Source organism: Methylocystis sp., assembly GCF_050246715.1.
Classification (GTDB): domain Bacteria; phylum Pseudomonadota; class Alphaproteobacteria; order Rhizobiales; family Beijerinckiaceae; genus Methylocystis.
The window spans coordinates 1-18,104 of sequence record NZ_JBFWVN010000039.1; the positions used below are offsets into that span (position 1 = coordinate 1).

Below are 18,104 nucleotides of genomic sequence, written 5' to 3' on the forward strand. Positions count from 1 at the left end.
CATCTCCATACCGGCCAGCGGTCGCTATGGGCCGCACATGAAGGCCTGATACATGACCGCACCCGATCACGCGACCCAACCATTCGAAAACAGCTTGCACGAGCGGGGGCATCCATACATGAATTTCGGTGAGCGACCCGTGGCAGTCGACCCGCCGAGCGGCTCACAAATGGCTTGATTCGACTCTCACCGCTCGTTGAAGCCCAACGCTTGGCCGAAAAGGTGGGAAATTTGTCCTTGTGACGAAATTCATGACGCAGGAAAATTGCGAGATGGAAAAGCATTGCTCAGACGCGCTGTGCCAGGAAAGCGCCCATTTCCGTCGGGTCGGGTTTTTGGTCTACCCGGATTGCCAAAGCCTTGATCTTTCAGGTCCGTTCGAAACGTTCTATTGGGCCAACCTTATGTTGAGCGTGCTAAGAAAGCCGCCGACCTACCACTCCGTCGTGATCGCTCAAGAGGCGGGGCCTGTCCCCACGATGTCCGGACTTCAGATCATCGCCTCCCACAGCTACAGCGAGATGGTTGAGGGTTTGGACACTTTGGTCGTGGTTGGCGGGAGTGGCTGCGAAGCGGCCATCAAAGACTCCATACTGATCGATTGGGTGCGGTCAATTGCTCCCAGGACTCGGCGGATCGTATCGATTTGCACTGGCGCGGTAGTTCTCGCCGAAGCGGGCCTCCTAGATCGTAGACGCGCGACAACGCACTGGGTTTATGCCGACCAACTCGCGAAGTCGTATCCGTCAATCGAAGTCGACTCGAGCCGCATCTTTATCCGCGATGGGAATGTCTACACTTCAGGGGGGATTACAGCCGGCATCGACCTCGCCCTCGCTCTGGTGGAGGAGGATCTGGGTAGGGAAGCGATGCTAGGCGTCGCGCGCGCGCTGCTCGTATTTCCGAGGCGACCGGGCGGTCAATCACAGTTCAGGGGCCATACGAGCGTATGGGAGAAGCCTTTACGAGCGGACGTCAGCGAACTTCAGACATGGATGCTGGCGCATCCCGAGGCGGACCTGAGCGTTCCCGCTCTGGCTGACCGCATGGCGATGAGCGAGCGCAGTTTCTCGCGCTTGTTCCGCAATGAGACTGGTCAGACGCCAGCCGAATTCGCCGAACGAGCGCGCGCTGATGCTGCGCGCTCCAAGCTCGAGCACACGAATTCATCGATCGAGGTGATTGCTATGGAATGTGGATTTGGAAACGCCGAGCGCATGCGGCGCACCTTTCAGCGCCTATTCGACGCTAGTCCAGCCGAGTATCGGGCGCGCTTCCGGTCGACGCTAGACGCCTGATCCAGCTGAAAGCGCCGATCAGGCGCAGCTCGTTTCATTCAGCCTGAACCAACCAGAACATGGGAGGATCCCGTGCACATACTCTTTTTGACCTCAGCTCATAATAGCCTCAGCCAGCGGCTCTTCGTCGAACTTGCCGATCGCGGGCACGAAATTCAGGTCAGCGTTGTCGCCGATGGCGCGGACATGATCGAAGCCGCCGAGCGGCACGCTCCGGATCTGATTATCGCGCCTATGTTGAAGATCGCGATTCCGATCGAGGTTTACACCCGCACAAGATGTCTGATTGTGCATCCGGGCGTCAAAGGAGATCGAGGACCATCGTCGCTGGATTGGGCCATCAGCAACGATGAAAGAGCATGGGGCGTCACCATTCTCGAGGCCGCTGAGGATTTCGACGCGGGCCCGATTTGGGCGTCTTACGAATTCGCTCTCGACGGCGATCCGCCAACGAAGAGCAGCCTTTATCGCGGCTCGGTCACCGACGCCGCCTTGTCTGGCGCGCTAGAAGCGATCGAGCGTATCGAGACGGGCCAACTTCAATCGGGATGTTGGCAGCCGCAGTCGCTCGCCGAGGCCATGTCATACGCGCGAGGCTGTCTACGCCCACCGATGAAGCAATCCGACCGCGCCATTGATTGGACGCGGGACACGACCGCCACAATTGTAAGGAAAGTGCGCGCGGCCGACAGTGCGCCCGGCATCCTGAGCACGCTGCTCGGCATGGAATGCTTCCTTTATGGCGCACATGAAGAGGATCGCCTTAGAGGATCGCCCGGTCAAATCCTTGCGCGGCGCGATGGCGCGATCTGCGTCGGCGCCATTGATGGCGCTGTGTGGATTTCCCATTTGAAGGCCAAAAACGACCCGAACGGACATAGGGAAATCTGCAGCATCGCTCAGAGAGGGGCTGGCTGCGGACTATGCGCCGAAGATCTCTGCGCCGTCGCTGGCGTAAAACTGCCGGCAACCCATATATTGGGCCCTTTGCTTCGTAGCGTGCCCGAAAAGCCGCTGCCGATCGATGCGCCGGTCGATCATCGCACGTTCAGAGAAATCGTCTATAGCGAAGAGGAGCAGGTCGGCCATCTTTCGTTCGATTTCTATAACGGCGCGATGAGCACGACACAGTGCCAGCGGCTTCGCGAGGCATTCCTCTATGCTCGCTCACGTCCCACCAGAGTCATCGTCCTGCTCGGCGGCCGCGACTTCTGGTCGAACGGAATCCATCTGAACGTGATCGAAGCCAGCGCTGACCCCGCCGAAGAGTCCTGGCGGAACATAAACGCCATGGATGATTTGGTGCATGAAATCATCAACACCATGTCGCATGTCGTGATCGCGGGAATGCGTGGCAACGCCGGCGCTGGCGGAGCAATTCTTGCGTTAGCAGCCGATCAGGTTTTTGCGCGCCCCAATGTTGTTCTGAATCCTCACTACCGCGGCATGGGGGAACTCTATGGTTCAGAGTATTGGACCTATTTGCTTCCAAAACGCGTGGGACAGGCAAAAGCGCTCGAACTTACGCGAGGATGCCAGCCCCTGGGCGCGCAGAAAGCTCGCGAGATCGGCTTTCTCGATGACGTCTTTGGAAAAGATGTCGAGACGTTTGAACAAGAACTGAGGCTTCGCGCCAAGAGGCTCGCGCATGAACCTCAATACAGGTCGACCATTGTGGAGAAACTCCACCGCCGATTGGACGCCGAATTGGTCAAGCCCTTGGCGGCGTATCGCGCCGAAGAACTCGACAGGATGCGGGAGAACTTCTTTGGACTCGATCCCGCTTACCACGAGGCTCGTCGACGCTTTGTTTTCAAGAGTAAGCCGCCGAGCAGACTTGCATCCGAGGCGACTCCGGTAGTTAAGAGCGAACCCATGTCGAATATCTCACGCGAGCTTGAATTGCCGGTAGGGGCAAGCGCGTATCAAGCGAGCGCCCGCCATCATATAGAGGTCCAGCTCACTCAGCCGCTGGAGGAAGATCGCAAATCGCCGAACATGGCGCATGCATGGGCGAATCTGTTGCAACTGTCGATTCGGCGTCTCTTCTCTCCGGCTCCATGAGGAAGCAATGACGATCCCATGAACCGAGCCGTTGAGGCGCGCAGATCTTCGGCAATTGCGAAGGGACCCGCCAAAGGCGGAATGCAGACTAAGATGCGAACGAAAATGCGGGCGCTTGTTCTACCCCGCCCCTTCCAGCAACCGCGCGGCGGCGGCGCGGGCTTCTTCGGTGATCGCGGCGCCTGACAGCATGCGGGCGATTTCCTCGCGCCGCTCGCCCGCCGCCAGCACCGCGACGCTGGTCGCGACACGCTTCTCCTTGCCGGGTTTCGCCGGCGCGCCCTTGCTGATCCGCAGATGCTGGCCGGCGCGGGCGGCGACCTGGGGCGCGTGAGTGACGGCGAGCACCTGGGCGCGTTTGGCGAGACGCCCCAGCCGCTGGCCGATGGCGTCGGCGACCGCGCCGCCAACGCCTGTGTCGATTTCGTCGAAGACGAGCGTCGGCGCCGAGCCGCGATCGGCAAGCACGACCTTCAACGCCAGCATGAAGCGCGCTAGTTCGCCGCCCGAGGCGACCTTGGTCAGCGGACCGGGGCGCGATCCGGGATTGGTCTGCACCCAGAATTCGACGCGATCGATTCCTTCCGGCCCGGCAGACTCAGGGTCGCTCGTCACCTGCGTCGAAAAATGCGCGCCCTCCAGCCGCAGCGGCTTCAATTCACCGTCGACCAGCGCATCAAGCCTTTGCGCCGCCTTCTGGCGCGCGAACGACAGCGCTGAGGCGGCTTCGTCGAAACACCGCTTGGCGTCTGCGAGCGCGCGCGCCAGCGCGACGAGCCGCGCTTCACTCGCGTCAAGCGCCGCAAGATCGTCGGCGAATTTCTCCGCGAGCTTGGCAAGGTCGGCAACCGCGACCTGATGTTTGCGGGCGACGCCGCGCAGCGCGAAGAGGCGCTCCTCGACGCGCTCCAATTCCGCCGGATCAAATTTCGTATCGGCAAGCGCCCGCTCGAGCGCCTCTTCGGCAAGGCCGAGCGAATCGACCGCCTGCGTCAGCGCGCGCGCCGACGCATCCAAGAGTTGCGGCGCCTGAGTCAGGCGCCGCTCGAGCCGCCGCGCCGCCTGAGCGATTTCACGCGCCGGCGATCCGTCATTGGAGAAGGCCGAGAGCGCGTCAGAAATGTCGGCGGCGACTTTTTCGGCCCGCTGCATGAAGAGGCGCCGCTCGGCGAGCGCCTCTTCCTCGCCTACCTGCGGCGCGAGTTCCGACAACTCGGCATGGGCGTGGCGCAGATAGTCGGCCTCGGCGCGCGCCTTGGCGATTCGCGCCTCTTCTTCCGCAAGCGCGCGACGCGCCGCCTGCCAGGCGCCATAACGCGCGCGAACGTCATTGGCTTGCGCAGCAAGGCCGCCATGCGCGTCGACAAGTGCGCGATGGGCGCTTGGGTCAACGAGCGCGCGCTCGTCATGCTGACAGTGAATCTCGACGAGTTCGCGCCCGATGGCGCGCAGCGCCTGCGCCGTAGCCGGCTGATCATTGACGAAGGCGCGGGTGCGGCCGTCCGTCGACTGCACGCGCCGTAGCACCAGCTCGTCAGCGCTGGCGAGGCCGAATTCGCGCGCCGCGAGATGCGCGGGATGATCGGGCGCGAGATCGAAGACCGCCGTCACCTGTCCCTGTTCGCAGCCGGCGCGCACCAGCGAGGCGTCGCCGCGACCGCCGAGCGCCAGCACGAAAGCGTCGAGCAGGATCGACTTTCCCGCGCCGGTCTCGCCGGTGAGCGTCGTCAGACCCGGCGCAAAGTCGAGGTCGAGCGCGTCGATCAGCACGATGTCGCGGATGGAGAGACGAACCAGCATGCGGCCCTGCTTAAGCGTACCGGCGCGAGACGCGGCGACTCCGCCGCCGCGACGCAGGAACGCGCCGGGATTATAGTCGCGGGCGGGTTTTTCCAAATGGAGATTTTATTGGCCGATCTCGGCATTGACGACATCCGGGCCATGCTGAGTGCGAAGCCGAGGCCGGTCGGCTGGCCGGCGCGACGTGCCCGCATCGAGGAAGTCGGCGCCGTCTGGCCGGCGGCGCCGGATATTTCGTTTGAAGAAATTTCGATCGACGGCATGTCCGCCGAATGGTCGCGCGCGCCGAAGAGCGACGCTTCGCGCGCGCTCCTCTTCTTTCACGGCGGCGGCTATTGCTCGGGCTCGATTCTCAGCCATCGCCGGATGGCGAGCGAGGCGGGACGCGCCGCGGGCGCAAGCGCGCTGGCCGTCGACTTCAGGCTCGCGCCGGAACACCCGTTTCCCGCAGCCTATGACGATGCGTTCAAGGCGTGGCGGTTTCTTCGCGAACGGGGATTTGACGCCGATCGAATCGCAGTCGGCGGCGACAGCGCCGGCGGCGGACTGACGCTCGCCCTGCTCATGCGCCTGCGCGATCTTAAGGAGGCGCTTCCCGCCTGCGCCTGGCTCGCGTCGCCCTGGACCGACCTTACGCTCTCCGGCGAAACGCTGACGACCAAGGATGGCGTCGACCCCCTGCTGCACAGGCCCTATCTCGAAGAGCTGGCGCAGGCATACGTCCCGGCTGGGATCGATCGCCGCGATCCGCGCGTTTCGCCGCTTTTCGGCGATCTCAGCGGTTTGCCGCCGCTCCTCATCCAAATTGGGTCAAACGAAACGCTACTCGCCGATTCGACGCGCCTCGCCGCGGCGGCCGGCGCGGCCGACGTCTCTGTCACATTGGAGATTTGGCCGCGCATGGTTCACGCGTGGCCCCTATGGAATGCGTGGCTTGAAGAGGGCCGGCGCGCCCTGGCGCATGGCGGCGCTTTTATGGAAGCGTGTTTTGCGAGTCGCGACAGCTAAATCGCGTGCAGCGTCTTGCCGACCTTGGAGAGCCAGGAATCGGTGTGTTCATGCGGCTCCAGCCCGTCGCTCTTCAGCAGAGCGTGGGCGTCCTTATACCATTGCGAGTCGGGGTAATTATGCCCGAGGATCGCGGCGGCGGTCTGCGCCTCATTGGTGACGCCCATGGCGAGATAGGCCTCGGTGAGGCGATAGAGCGCCTCTTCGGTGTGGCGCGTCATCTGATATTTGCCGAGCACGTCGTGAAAGCGATTGATCGCCGCAGGGTAATTCTTGCGAATGAGGTAGAAGCGGCCGACGCTCATTTCCTTGGCGGCGAGCTGGTCGCGCGTCACCTGAATCTTGTATCGGGCGTCGTTCACATATTCGGATTTCGGGAATTTCTGGATGAGCTGAGTGAAAACGTCCAGCGCCTTCTCGGCCGACTGCTGGTCGCGCATCACGTCGGGCACCTGATTATAGAAGGACATGCCGGCGAGATAATAGACGTAGGGCGTATCGGGCGAATTCGGATAAAGGCCGATGTAGCGCTGCGCCGACTGCACGGCGTCGTCATATTTGGGCTCTTCGAATTGCGCGAAAGTGATCATCAGAAGGCCTTTGCGCGCCCAATCCGATGATGGATGCTGCTTCTCCAGTTCGCCGAATTTTTTGGCCGCGCCCGCGTAATCCCTCGCCTTCAGCCGGGCCAAGCCGGCGTTGTAGAGATCGTCGGCCGGAATGTCCGGCGTGATTTCGGTTTTATATTTCGTCCCGCCGCCGCCGAAGAGGCCGAAACCGCTGGTGATCGAGTCCATGAGATCGGCGCGCGCCGGCGCCGCGCCGATCGACAAGGCCGAAGCCAAAGCCAACACACTGAATGAACGAGCGAAAATCGACATTTGTTGCCCCGTTGCGACGCTGCGGGACGCCCGCGCGTCCCGACGCCTTCCAACCTCGATCAATCAAATCGCCGCAGGACGCCCCTGCCCTGCGCCAAAGGCGCGGCGGTTCGCGCCGCCTTTGCGGTCGTCTGAAAAAAGAACCTTCATCTGGCGAGATTATGGCGAGAGGCTTCGCCCCGCATCCGTGGCGTTTTCCTTGGGCGCGCGCTCGAACTCAGGCGTCAGGGCCCCGTCGCGCGCCGCGGCTTCGAGCAGCGCGATGTTGAGGGCGTGGCCGCCGCGATAGGATCGGAACGCGCCGATGATCGGCGCTCCCGCCAACGCCAGATCGCCGATCACGTCGAGCGTCTTGTGGCGGACGCATTCATCGGCGAATCGCAATCCCTGCGGATTGATCGGCCCGCGCTCGTCAAAGACAAGCGTGTTGTCGAGATTGGCGCCGAGCGCCAGACTCTCGCGCCAGAGCCGCTCCGCGTCGTTGAGAAAGCCGAAACTGCGGGCGTCGGCCAATTCCCGCCGGAAATTTTCCGGCGTGAGGTCGAGCGACAGCCGCTGCCGGCCGACCGGGCCCGGGAAAGCGATTTCCACATCGAGATGAAGGCCTGCTTCCGCGGGACGCAGCTCCGCCCAGCCGGCGCCGTCGGTGACCCGCGTGGATTTCACGACGCGCCAGCAGCGTCGCGGCGCTGCGAGCGTTACGAGGCCGGCCTCGTCGATCGCCGAGACGAAGTCCCGGGCCGAACCGTCCATCGCCGGAACCTCGTCGCCGTCGAGCAACACAAGCGCATTGTCGATACGAAGCGCCGCCAGCGCGGCCATCAGATGTTCCACTGTCGAGACGCTGGCGCCGCCGCATGCGAGTCGCGTGCGCAATTTCGATGCGTCGACGCGCGACCAATGCGATTCGATCTCGGCGCTGCCGACATTGAAGACGACGCCAGCGTCGGCGCCAGCCGGAGCGATCGTCACGCTGGCCCGACGACCGCCGTGAACGCCTTGTCCAACGAGCGTCACGCTGCGGCCGATGGTCTGCTGAATCGACCGCGCGGCGGCCTTCAGAGCAGGCGCAGCGCGCCGCGCGCGCGGCGCATGTCGGCGTAAATCCGAGCGAATGGCGCAACCCTCCCCAGATCACGCTGCATTTGGGCGGAACCGCCCAAATGCAGATGACGTGATCGATTCCAAAAGCTTAGAGCGCGCTTTGCGCGAAAAACCGGGTTCCACTTTTTCGCCGCGCGCTCTAAAGCCCGGACAAAAGATAGCAAATCCGACCGCCGGCGCTCGAGTCACAGTTTCTTACAGTTTGTTACAAGGCAGGACGCCCCAAAAGAAAAGGCCCGCGCTAGGCGGGCCTTTTCAGCTTGTCGCGAAGCTCAGTGGTTGGCCTGTCGGCGCAGGAAGGCTGGGATTTCCAGATGATCCTCCTCTGACGGCCGCGGCTGCAGGGCGCGACGGCCATGCGGATCGAGCGCCGCATGTCCCCCCTGCCCCGCCGGAACGGCCGGACGCTTGCCATATTCGGCGTGCGTCGCCGAAGGCTGGCCCCCGTGCGGACGAGGCGCAGGCGCCGCCGGGGCGCTGTAATGGGCGTCTTCCTGACGGCTCGCGCCGAAGGAGGCCAGACGCTCGAAGAGCGATTTGCGGCGATGATCGCCGCCGCCCATTTGCTGGCGCAACTGGTCCTGGATCGGCTGGGGAAAATCCTCGATCTGAGGCATGCGAGGCGCGCGCGGCTGCTCCGGCGCCGGCGGCACATAGGCGCTGACCGGCGCTTCGTGGCCCTCGGCGTCGTACTGCGGTTCGCCATAGGCGAGGCGAGGCGGCGCCGGCTCGAGGTAGACGCCATGGGCGGGCGCCTGCTCGGCGTAATAGTTCGCCGCGGCCAACTGTTCCTCCGAATGCCGCACGAGCGGCGCCGGCTGGATGGCCGGCGCGGGCTGTTGGGCGCGCGCCTGCTGCAATTGCGCGCGCAGACGCTCCGCGGCCTCGGCGAGGCGCGATTCGCTCATCGGATCGTCCGCCGTAATCGCAGCGAGATCGATGCCGGTCGCGACGACGGAGACCCGGACCACGCCCTCGAGCGTCGAATCGAATGTCGCGCCGAGAATGATGTTGGCGTCCTCGTCGACCTCCTGGCGAATCCGGCTCGCCGCTTCATCGACCTCGTAGAGCGTCAGATCATGGCCGCCGGTGATCGAGATCAGCAGACCGCGGGCGCCCTTCATCGACACTTCGTCAAGCAGCGGATTGGCGATCGCCGCTTCCGCCGCGAGATTGGCGCGATTTTCGCCCGTGGCCTCGCCGGTGCCCATCATCGCCTTGCCCATGCCGCGCATGATCGAGCGGACATCGGCGAAATCGAGATTGATGAGCCCTTCCTTGACCATCAGGTCAGTGACCGACGCGACTCCCGAATAGAGAACCTGATCGGCCATGGCGAAGGCGTCGGCGAAGGTCGTCTTTTCCGTCGCGATGCGGAAGAGATTCTGATTCGGGATGACGATCAGCGTATCGACGCATTTCTGCAGTTCGGAAATGCCCGATTCCGCGATGCGCAGGCGACGCTGGCCTTCGAAATGGAACGGCTTGGTCACGACGCCGACGGTGAGAATGCCCATTTCGCGCGCGATCTGCGCGATCACCGGAGCGGCGCCGGTGCCGGTGCCGCCGCCCATGCCGGCGGTGACGAAGCACATATGCGCGCCGGTCAGATGCTCGCGGATTTCTTCGCGCGCTTCTTCAGCGGCCGCCCGGCCGACCTCGGGCTGAGCGCCGGCGCCGAGGCCTTCCGTCACCTGCAGGCCCATCTGAATGATTCGCTCGGCCGCCGACGAGGCAAGCGCCTGGGCGTCAGTATTGGCGACAAGGAAATCGACGCCAGACAGGCCGGAGGAAATCATGTTGTTGACGGCGTTGCAGCCGCCCCCGCCGACGCCACAAACCATGATGCGGGGCTTCAATTCCCGAAGTTCGGGAGCTTTAAGGTTGATCGTCATTTGCCAGGCCTCTCACCATTGCGTTCACGACTCGGCGCCCGTTGTCCTTCGCCATTGGACGCCCGGTCGCCGAACGCGTCGTCCTCGGCAATCATTCTCGGCGCTTCGCTGTCGAACAGCGCCGGATCGAAAGAATCACTCGCACGCGACACTAGAAGCTTTCTCTTAACCATCTCCCTACGCGCGAAATGTATCCGTCGGTTCCGGTCGCCGCGCGCTCGATCCGTCGCGGCTCGAAATATTCATGGCCGGCGACCTGCGGATAGACGAGCAGTCCGGCGGCGGCGGCGAAGGCGGGGCTCTTCGCGGACTCGGGCAGGCCTTCGACGCCGATCGGACGACCGACCCGAACCTGTCCTCCAAGAATGCGGCGCGCCGCTTCGGCGACGCCCGTGAGCTGGCTGGCGCCGCCGGTCAGGACGATGCGGCGGCCGGGACCGCTCGGATGGCCGGCCTTGGCCAGACGGTCGCGCAGAAATTCGAGCGTTTCCTCGACGCGCGGGCGGATGATGCGCACGAGATGCGATTTTGGCGCATGCGCCTTGTGATCGTTCTCGCCGACGTGATCGAAGGAGATGGTTTCGCGCTCGTCGGAAGTGGAAGCGATCGCCGAGCCGTGAAAGGTCTTCAGCCGCTCGGCGTCCGAGAGTCGCGCGTCGAGGCCGCGCGCGATGTCCATCGTGACGTGGCCGCCGCCAAGCGCGACGGCGTCGAGATGAATCATCTCGCCCCTTTCGAAGACAGCGACCGACGTCGACCCGGCGCCCATATCGACGACAACGACGCCCATCTCGGCCTCGTCAGGTTCGAGCGTCGAGAGACCAGCGACATAGGGCGCGGCGGCCATGGCCTCGACGCTGAGATGCGTGCGCTCTACAGCGAGAATCAGATTGCGGGCCGCCGCCTGATCGCAGGTCGCGACATGCAGATCGACTCCGAGCTCCTCGCCGATCATGTTCTTGGGTTCGCGGATTCCCGACACGCCATCGAGCGAAAAGCCCATCGGCAGCGAATGCACCGCGATGCGGCCGCGATTGAGGTGATGCGCCGCCGAAGCCTCGAGAACGCGATGGATGTCGTGTTCGGCGACCTCCCGGCCGCCGATGACGCGCTTCGCCTGAAAATGCCGCGACGACAATCTTCCGCCGGCGGCGGTGACGATGACGCGGTCCGCCTGAATGCCGGACATGCGCTCGGCGGCGTCGACAGTCTGTCGGATGGCGGCGTCGGCGGCGTCCATGTCCACGACGAGGCCATTCTTCACGCCGAGAGAGCGCTGGTGGCCGATGCCGACGACGCGAACGCGATGGGTGCGCCAGTCGCCGGGCGCAACCGCGCCAAGCGGCGATAACCGCGCGATGAGACAGGCGATTTTCGAGGAGCCGACGTCAAGCGCGACGAAAGTCGCCGAGCGACGCGGCGACAGCGGCTTCATTCGTGGCGGGACGATGGGCGAGATCATGCTGCTAACCACCACGCTTGGACGACTTGTGCGGCGCGAGCTGCGCTTCGCGCGCCGCAGCCGCTTCTTCCGTGAGCCGAACGCTGATCCGTTCGGGAATGCGTAAGTCGATCGACATCACGTCCTTGTCGAGAATCCGCGCCTCTCGCTGCAGGCGCGTCAGCGTGTCCAGCGCGCCGAACGGATTCAGCTCCGGCAGCTTCACGGTGACGCCATTGGTCATGTCGAGGTTCCAGCGACGGCCGGCGACGAGCACGCCAGCCTTGACTCGATGCGCGAGATCGCCGGCCCTCGCCATCAGCATGTGGAATTCGAGCAAGCGCTTCTGCGCGCCCTCGCCAACGACGAAAGGCAGGCCGAGATAGCGCTGATCACGCAATTCGTCGATCGGCACGCCGTCGTCGGAAATCACGGCCACGCGTCCGTCGCGTTGCCAGAGCGCGCTTGGCTGCCGCTCTTCGATCGCGATGACCAGTCGATTGGGGTAAAACTTCACGACTCGCGCCGACTTCACGAGGGGGACTTGCATCAGCCGCTCGCGCACCGCTGTCGCATTGAGAAAGGGCAAGGAATTTCGCGGCCCGACGCCTGCCGCCTCGAGCAACTCGCGTTCGCGCAAACGCGACTGGCCGGTGATGGTGACCGCCGAAATCGGAAAGCCCGCGGCGCGCGCCACGATGTCGTAAAGTTCGCCTTCGCTTTCGACGAGAGCGGCGTAGCCGCCGTTCTCGACAGAGCCCGCCGCGCCGACGAGGCCAAACAGCGCAAAAATCGCCAGCGTGCCGACGCCGGGACGGCCGAGGAGCGCCAAGCGCGACAGAAGGCTCTTGCTGCGGTTTTTGCGCGCCGGCGCGCGCGGCGGGACCGCCGTGGCGGGAGCGGCGGCGGTCGCCGGCGGGACGGACGTAACGGCCGCCGCGGTCGCGAAGGCGTAAGAGGCTTCTGTGGAACCGATCGGGACGAGCGAATGCCGAGCCGTAAACGACTCCTTCAACGATCGTAGGACGCGTCTTCCACCATCCATTTGACCAGCTCGCCGAACGAAAAACCTGCGTATGCCGCCATTTCTGGCACGAGCGAGGTCTCCGTCATTCCCGGCTGGGTGTTCACCTCCAATACGACGAACTCGCCCGTACCTCCGGGGCGGTCGTCGTATCGGAAGTCCGCGCGGCTCACGCCGCGACAGCCGAGAGCTCGATGAGCCTCAAGGGCCAAATGTTGGACCTCTTGGTAAATATTCTGTTTAAGATTCGCCGGAAGGACGTGTTTCGAACCGCCTTTGGCGTATTTGGCGTGATAGTCGTACCAGCCGCCGTCGGCGGCGAGTATTTCGATCACGTCAAGAGCCTGGTCGTTCATGACGGCGCAGGTGAGTTCACGCCCGGCGATGAACTGCTCGGCCAGCATCATGTCGCCATGAGTCCAATCCTCACGCCATAATTCCTGCGGCGGATGCTCCTGCCCCTCATTGACGATGAAGACGCCAAAGGATGAGCCTTCCGATATGGGCTTGAGCACATAGGGAAGCGGCAGCGCATGCGCCTTGGCGGCCTCCAGCCTGTGCAGCACGCGTCCCTTCGGAACCGGAACGCCGGCGGCCGCCATGACAGTCTTGGCCACGTCCTTTTTCATCGCCACTGAAGACGCGAGCACGCCGGAATGCGTATAGGGGATGCGCAGCAGCTCCAGCACGCCCTGAATGCAGCCATCCTCGCCAAACTTGCCATGGAGCGCGTTGAAGGCGACGTCGGGCTTGAGCGCCGCCAGGACATTCGCCACGTCATGTCCGGCGTCGACGCGCGTCACCGTAAATCCCTGTTCTTCTAAGGCTTTTGCGCAGGCTTCGCCCGAGCGCAGAGAGATTTCGCGTTCGGCGGAGAGCCCGCCCATCAGCACGGCGACATGTTTGGTCATGTTGGTCTCGGATTGAGAAGAGCGAGCTAAAGATCGCGGTAGGCGGCTTCGTCAGCGCCCGAAGCCCGTTCGGTGAATGTGGTGAAAGGGCAAACGCCATCGCTTTGAGCGTCGGGCTTCGTGAGGCCTCGATCTTCGGTCGAAGGACGTTTCTCGACTCTTCGATCGTCGACGCGCTGCGATCTCGCCGCCATTTCTTCGGCCTCCGGCCCAGTGGGCGAGTTTTTGCGACGCTCCATGACTCTCGTCTCCCCCAGCGTCCACGCTAAGGTCTCGGCGCCCACCATGCAATTTCGCCGAGTCCTTCTTTTCAAGCGACGCCGATCCGCTTGATCTCCCAATGCAGCTCGACGCCGCTCGTCTTGAGCACGCGCCGGCGCACTTCCTCGCCGAGCGACTCGATGTCGGCGGCGGTCGCGCGCCCGCGGTTGATGAGAAAATTGCAGTGCATTTCGCTCACCTGGGCGTCGCCGACGACGAGGCCGCGGCAACCGGCGGCGTCGATCAATTGCCATGCCTTGTGGCCGTCAGGATTCTTGAAGGTCGAGCCGCCGGTTTTTTCCCTGATCGGCTGAGAGGCTTCCCGCGCCGCGGTGATGCGGTCCATCTCGGCGAGAATCGTCACAGGATCGCCCGGACGGCCCTGATAGAGCGCCTGGGTGAAAATCACATCGTCCGGCGCCGAGCAATGGCGATAGGAATAGCCGAGATCGGCGTTGGAAAAGACGCGAATGTCGCCGCTGCGGTCGACGCCGCGCGCTTCGATCAGCGCGTCTCTGGTTTCGCCGCCATGCGCGCCGGCGTTCATCCGCAACGCGCCGCCGATCGCGCCGGGGATGCCGCGATAGAAGGCAAGGCCGTCGATCCCCGCTTCGGCGGCGGCGCGCGCGGCCTTCACGTCGGGAACCGCCGCGCCCACCCGCAGTCGGCAGCCGTCTTCGACGACGATCTCGCCGAATCCCTTCGCCGATAGCCGAATGACGACGCCTTCGACGCCGCCGTCTCGTACGATGAGATTGGAGCCTAGCCCAACGACGGTCGCTGGAATCTCACGCGGCAGATTCGCGAGAAAATAGGCGAGATCGTCTTCGTCCGCCGGCATGAAGAGAATCTGCGCCGGCCCGCCGACGCGAAACCAGGTTAGAGGCGCGAGCGGCTCGTTCGCGGCGATGCGCCCGCGCAATTGCGGCATGGCGGCGGCGATATCGGCGGAAATATCGGGGAAGGTCATCAACGCCCAGCTTGGTTGAGGCCGCGCACGGCGGTCATCTGGCGCCGCCTCGCGCGCGTCCTTCTCCCATAAGCGAGGAAGGATGGAAACGCCGCACGCGCCATCTTTTGGCGCGAAAGCCTTAAGAATTACGCCAAGTCGGTTGAACGCGCCGCTTATCGAGTGGGTGCGGCTTGACGGAGCGAGCGCGAATCCCGCAAGGATCGTCGCGCAGGCGCCGGGCGCTAGATGAACTCGTAGGCGGAGGTTGGAAGACGCTTCATGGCCCAAGGCATTCGATTCGCCGGAACTTTTGACGTCTCCGCACTGCAGGCGCTCATCCCAGGAGGCTGGTATATCGGATTCGCCTGCAAGCAGTGCCGTCAGCACTTCGCTATTCTGAATGAACCGACCGACACGGGCGCCCTGGAAATATCCGGGCCGGCCTCGTTTACCGTAACCTGCCCGAACTGTGACGCGAGCGGCGACTATTCGGCGAGCGAACTTGTCCAGTTTCAGGCCGCTCAAGGCGGCCCGTCGTCCACCGCTTAAGCGAAGGCTCTCAACCCACGGCCGGCTCGTAATGCGCCGTGAAATGGCGCAGAAACGGCGCTTGTTCCGTGATCCGATAAGCCCTGATCGAAGCGCGCCGGCGCCAAACGACATCCAGCGTTTCGATGAGATAGTCGAAATGGCTTTGCGTATAGACCCGGCGCGGGAACGCCAGCCGGACCAATTCATGCGGCGCGGCGATTTCCTTGCCCCCGTCCGGCGCAGGCTTTCCGAACATCACGCTGCCGAGCTCGACGGCGCGAATCCCGCCTTCGAGATAAAGCGCATTGACCAGTCCGATGCCGGGATAGTCGCTGGCGTCGAGATGCGGGCAGAAGGCGGCGGCGTCGATGAAGATGGCATGGCCGCCGGCCGGTCGGACGATCGGTATGCCGCGCGCGATCAGCGCCGAAGCGACATAGTCGACGGTCGCGTGACGATAGCGCTGATAGTCAAATTCCAGCGCCTCCATCAGGCCGACGGAAATCGCTTCGAGATCGCGGCCCGCAAGACCGCCGTAAGTAGGAAATCCTTCAGTCAGGATGAGCAGGTTGCGGAAATCTTCGGCCCAACCGTCGTTGTTGCAGGCGAGAAATCCGCCGATATTCGCCAGCCCGTCCTTCTTGGCGCTCATCGTCGCCCCATCGGCGAATGAGAACATCTCTCTTGCGATGTCGAGCAGGCTTCGATCGGCAAAGCCTTGCTCGCGCTCCTTGATGAAGAATGAATTTTCGGCAAAACGACAGGCGTCTATGATCAGCGGAATGTCATGCCTTTCCAGCAGTTCCTTGACGCGTCGGATATTCTCCATCGACACCGGCTGGCCGCCTCCGGTATTGTTGGTCACGGTGATCATGCAGAAGGGAATGTTGGCGGCGCCTTCGACCTCGATCAATTGCGCAAGCGCGTCGAGGTCCATATTCCCCTTGAACTGTTTCTCGGAATAGAGATCGCGCGCTTCGGTCGTTGGCGCATCTGTCGCGACGGCGCCGACATATTCGATATTCGCCCGCGTCGTGTCGAAATGGCCATTGTTGGGAATGACGTTCCCTGCTTTGAGACGAGTCGCGGCGAGGATGCGCTCGGCCGCGCGTCCCTGATGCGTCGGGAAGATATGTTTGAAGCCGGTGATGTCGCGCACGGTTTGCTCGAATCGATGCCAGGAGCGGCTGCCCGCATAGCTTTCGTCGCCGAGCATCAGCGCCGACCATTGCCGGTCGGACATCGCGCCGGTGCCGCTGTCGGTGAGCAGGTCGATGGTGACGCACTCGGCGTCTAACAGGAAGACATTGTTGAACGCCGTCGCCAGATAGTCTTCGCGTGCGCTGCGCGTCGTGATCGGCAGCGCTTCGGTCATCTTGATGCGAAACGGCTCGATAATCGTTCTCACGGCAATGCTCGCGTGTCATGGAAAGTAGAGACCGACACGGTTCTTTCGATCAGCGTATCGCGTGATCTTCAAATGGGCATTGTCGCGCGCCGGGTCCACAAAACCGCCGCGCCACGTTGCTGAAAGCCGAAAACTACTGCTTCACGCCGAGCCGTCCGAAAAATCTGCGAACCGAATTTGCAGTGCGCTTCAGAAAGGTCGAAAAGCCATCGGAATTTCGGGAAGAACGACGAGCGCCGCGTTTTTCCTTCGACTGCGGCTTCGATTTGGCGTTCGGCGCGTGGCGATTAGGCTGAGAAGCATTGTGTTCGGGCTCAGGCGCAACCACGTCGCGCGATCCTTCCGACCCGACGGACGCGGGCTTCGCAGTCGAATCCTTGTCGGGCCTTGCAGGCGACGCCGCATCCTTGGGCGCGGGTGGAACCGGCGCAGCCAGGGTCGCGGCCGGCGAAGCCTGATTGTCATGGAGAGACTTGTCGCCCTGCGTCGCAGGAGGAGGAGCCTTGGATTCGGACTGCGGACGCGGCGCAGCCGGACTCTGCGTCGAACTTTGCGGCGTTTCGGCGGGCGGCGCAGGAATCGTGGCGGCGTCGCTGGGCTTTGTGGGCGCGGCGTCGGCCGGACGGGCCGGCGGGGCGTTCGTCGTTTGCTCGCCGGGCGACGGCCCTGCCGGCTCCGGACGAAGAAGTTCTTTTTTGGCGGGCGGCGTCGCTTTTGGCGCCGCCGGGCTTGATTTTCGCGGCGGCGTCACGCTGGGCGCTCCCCGATCCAAGCCGCGCGGCGAACCGCCAAAATTCCAAAGCGCCGTCTTGAGGCCGAAAAGGGAAACCAGCCCGACAATGACCACGCCTGCGATGGCAATCAGTCGAGCGGCGCCTCTCGGGCGCCTTACGAGAGCCTTTTTGCCGCCGACGGTTACGAGAGCGCCGACCGCTCCAGACGAAACTTGATCATCCGCGCGCGCATCGCGGCCTGCGGATTCATGCAGCGCCGGCGGGCTGACCTCGTTCACGATGACAAGGGCGCGCATGGGCGAGGAATTCGATTGCTCGTCTCCATCGGCTGGAACGCCGGCCTCATCTGATCTGGCGATGATTTCGAGGCGTCGCTCTTCTTCCTGATGACGCTTGAAGCCTTCGATAAGCCAGTTGTCGACGGGAACTTCCCTGCTTTCCGCTTCGGCGCGATCGCCGGCGACGGGCTGATCGCGCTCCGCTTTCGCGCGTTCATCCTCCTGTCGGCGCCTGAAGGCGGCGGCGACCCAATTATCGCCCGACACATCTGGAGCGTAAGACGTTTGAATCGTTTCGGCGTCGCCTGAACGCGCAGCGCGCTCGCTCTTTAGACGCTGCTCTTCGCGACGTTTAACGGCGCCGAGAGTCCAATCGCTTTCGACAATGTCCTGCAAAACGCATCCCAACTTACCGGCTTCCATCCTGCGCTCGAGGCTGCAGCGACGTCATCCGGGAACGCATGAGGCTTACAGATTGGACGATGCTAGCCGACTGACGCCGTTCGTCAATCAT

Annotated in this window: 15 protein-coding genes and 1 pseudogene; 5 read left to right on the plus strand and 11 right to left on the minus strand. The window is 63.4% G+C overall.

Going from position 1 to position 18,104, the window contains the following annotated elements:
* Nucleotides 1-251 precede the first annotated feature (251 nt).
* Nucleotides 252-1,298, plus strand: a complete 1,047-nt coding sequence (locus tag AB7I51_RS12520; RefSeq protein ID WP_428404858.1) for a GlxA family transcriptional regulator — start codon at nt 252-254, stop codon at nt 1,296-1,298.
* Between the two features lie 93 nt (nt 1,299-1,391).
* Here AB7I51_RS12520 and AB7I51_RS12525 read toward each other — a convergent pair whose 3' ends face one another.
* Nucleotides 1,392-1,592: a hypothetical protein gene (locus AB7I51_RS12525; protein WP_428404861.1), complete on the minus strand. Its 201-nt coding sequence runs from the start codon at nt 1,590-1,592 to the stop codon at nt 1,392-1,394.
* A gap of 318 nt (nt 1,593-1,910) precedes the next feature.
* On the opposite strand from AB7I51_RS12525, the pseudogene AB7I51_RS12530 reads away from it, so the two are divergent.
* Together AB7I51_RS12530 and AB7I51_RS12535 are read left to right on the plus strand one after the other, a co-directional pair.
* Nucleotides 1,911-2,099, plus strand: a pseudogene (locus tag AB7I51_RS12530) (hydrogenase maturation protein); the annotation flags it as partial.
* Between the two features lie 198 nt (nt 2,100-2,297).
* A complete protein-coding gene (locus tag AB7I51_RS12535) occupies nt 2,298-3,362 on the plus strand; it encodes an enoyl-CoA hydratase/isomerase family protein (protein ID WP_428406247.1) in 1,065 nt (354 codons plus the stop codon).
* A 120-nt stretch (nt 3,363-3,482) separates the two neighbouring features.
* On the opposite strand, the gene recN is transcribed toward AB7I51_RS12535, so the two are convergent.
* Nucleotides 3,483-5,162, minus strand: coding sequence for a DNA repair protein RecN (gene recN / locus AB7I51_RS12540; RefSeq protein WP_428404859.1), 1,680 nt, complete (start codon nt 5,160-5,162; stop codon nt 3,483-3,485).
* A 96-nt stretch (nt 5,163-5,258) separates the two neighbouring features.
* On the opposite strand from recN, the gene AB7I51_RS12545 reads away from it, so the two are divergent.
* Nucleotides 5,259-6,170 (plus strand): alpha/beta hydrolase, encoded by a 912-nt coding sequence (locus AB7I51_RS12545; protein ID WP_428404857.1) that lies wholly within the window; start codon nt 5,259-5,261, stop codon nt 6,168-6,170.
* Here AB7I51_RS12545 and AB7I51_RS12550 read toward each other — a convergent pair.
* The 7 genes from AB7I51_RS12550 to murB all read right to left on the minus strand — a co-directional run bounded on the left by AB7I51_RS12550 (nt 6,167) and on the right by murB (nt 14,657).
* Nucleotides 6,167-7,051, minus strand: a complete 885-nt coding sequence (locus AB7I51_RS12550) for an outer membrane protein assembly factor BamD (RefSeq protein ID WP_428404856.1) — start codon at nt 7,049-7,051, stop codon at nt 6,167-6,169. The two genes, AB7I51_RS12545 and AB7I51_RS12550, sit on opposite strands and share 4 nt — an antisense overlap.
* Nucleotides 7,052-7,210: 159 nt before the next feature.
* Nucleotides 7,211-8,068: a UDP-3-O-acyl-N-acetylglucosamine deacetylase gene (gene lpxC / locus AB7I51_RS12555; protein ID WP_428404855.1), complete on the minus strand. Its 858-nt coding sequence runs from the start codon at nt 8,066-8,068 to the stop codon at nt 7,211-7,213.
* A gap of 359 nt (nt 8,069-8,427) precedes the next feature.
* The gene (gene ftsZ / locus AB7I51_RS12560) at nt 8,428-10,050 is read right to left on the minus strand and encodes a cell division protein FtsZ (RefSeq protein ID WP_428404854.1); all 1,623 of its coding nucleotides are present in this window, start codon (nt 10,048-10,050) and stop codon (nt 8,428-8,430) included.
* Nucleotides 10,051-10,201: 151 nt separating this feature from the next.
* The gene (gene ftsA, locus AB7I51_RS12565; RefSeq protein ID WP_428404853.1) at nt 10,202-11,512 is read right to left on the minus strand and encodes a cell division protein FtsA; all 1,311 of its coding nucleotides are present in this window, start codon (nt 11,510-11,512) and stop codon (nt 10,202-10,204) included.
* A gap of 4 nt (nt 11,513-11,516) precedes the next feature.
* Nucleotides 11,517-12,506, minus strand: coding sequence for a cell division protein FtsQ/DivIB (locus AB7I51_RS12570; protein ID WP_428404852.1), 990 nt, complete (start codon nt 12,504-12,506; stop codon nt 11,517-11,519).
* On the minus strand, nt 12,503-13,426 hold the full coding sequence (locus AB7I51_RS12575; protein WP_428404851.1) for a D-alanine--D-alanine ligase: 924 nt from the start codon (nt 13,424-13,426) through the stop codon (nt 12,503-12,505). Before AB7I51_RS12575 ends, AB7I51_RS12570 begins: the two co-directional genes overlap by 4 nt.
* A 310-nt stretch (nt 13,427-13,736) precedes the next feature.
* Nucleotides 13,737-14,657: a UDP-N-acetylmuramate dehydrogenase gene (gene murB, locus AB7I51_RS12580; protein WP_428404850.1), complete on the minus strand. Its 921-nt coding sequence runs from the start codon at nt 14,655-14,657 to the stop codon at nt 13,737-13,739.
* Between the two features lie 261 nt (nt 14,658-14,918).
* On the opposite strand from murB, the gene AB7I51_RS12585 reads away from it, so the two are divergent.
* Entirely contained in the window at nt 14,919-15,188 is a 270-nt protein-coding gene (locus AB7I51_RS12585) for a hypothetical protein (RefSeq protein ID WP_428404849.1), read from the plus strand.
* A 10-nt stretch (nt 15,189-15,198) separates the two neighbouring features.
* Here the strand turns inward: AB7I51_RS12585 and AB7I51_RS12590 are convergent, their stop codons facing one another.
* Complete coding sequence (locus AB7I51_RS12590) at nt 15,199-16,578, minus strand: tryptophanase (RefSeq protein ID WP_428404848.1); 1,380 nt, start codon at nt 16,576-16,578, stop codon at nt 15,199-15,201.
* 133 nt (nt 16,579-16,711) lie between these two features.
* Nucleotides 16,712-18,013 (minus strand): hypothetical protein, encoded by a 1,302-nt coding sequence (locus tag AB7I51_RS12595; protein ID WP_428404847.1) that lies wholly within the window; start codon nt 18,011-18,013, stop codon nt 16,712-16,714.
* Between the last annotated feature and the right edge of the window lie 91 nt (nt 18,014-18,104).

Coding starts and splice junctions, on each gene's coding strand:
- AB7I51_RS12520 (WP_428404858.1), top strand. CDS start 252: ATGACGCAGGAAAATTGCGAGATGGAAAAGCATTGCTCAGACGCGCTG.
- AB7I51_RS12525 (WP_428404861.1), bottom strand. CDS start 1,592: ATGCACAATCAGACATCTTGTGCGGGTGTAAACCTCGATCGGAATCGC.
- recN (WP_428404859.1), bottom strand. CDS start 5,162: ATGCTGGTTCGTCTCTCCATCCGCGACATCGTGCTGATCGACGCGCTC.
- AB7I51_RS12545 (WP_428404857.1), top strand. CDS start 5,259: ATGGAGATTTTATTGGCCGATCTCGGCATTGACGACATCCGGGCCATG.
- AB7I51_RS12550 (WP_428404856.1), bottom strand. CDS start 7,051: ATGTCGATTTTCGCTCGTTCATTCAGTGTGTTGGCTTTGGCTTCGGCC.
- ftsZ (WP_428404854.1), bottom strand. CDS start 10,050: ATGACGATCAACCTTAAAGCTCCCGAACTTCGGGAATTGAAGCCCCGC.
- ftsA (WP_428404853.1), bottom strand. CDS start 11,512: ATGATCTCGCCCATCGTCCCGCCACGAATGAAGCCGCTGTCGCCGCGT.
- AB7I51_RS12575 (WP_428404851.1), bottom strand. CDS start 13,426: ATGACCAAACATGTCGCCGTGCTGATGGGCGGGCTCTCCGCCGAACGC.
- murB (WP_428404850.1), bottom strand. CDS start 14,657: ATGACCTTCCCCGATATTTCCGCCGATATCGCCGCCGCCATGCCGCAA.
- AB7I51_RS12585 (WP_428404849.1), top strand. CDS start 14,919: ATGGCCCAAGGCATTCGATTCGCCGGAACTTTTGACGTCTCCGCACTG.
- AB7I51_RS12595 (WP_428404847.1), bottom strand. CDS start 18,013: ATGGAAGCCGGTAAGTTGGGATGCGTTTTGCAGGACATTGTCGAAAGC.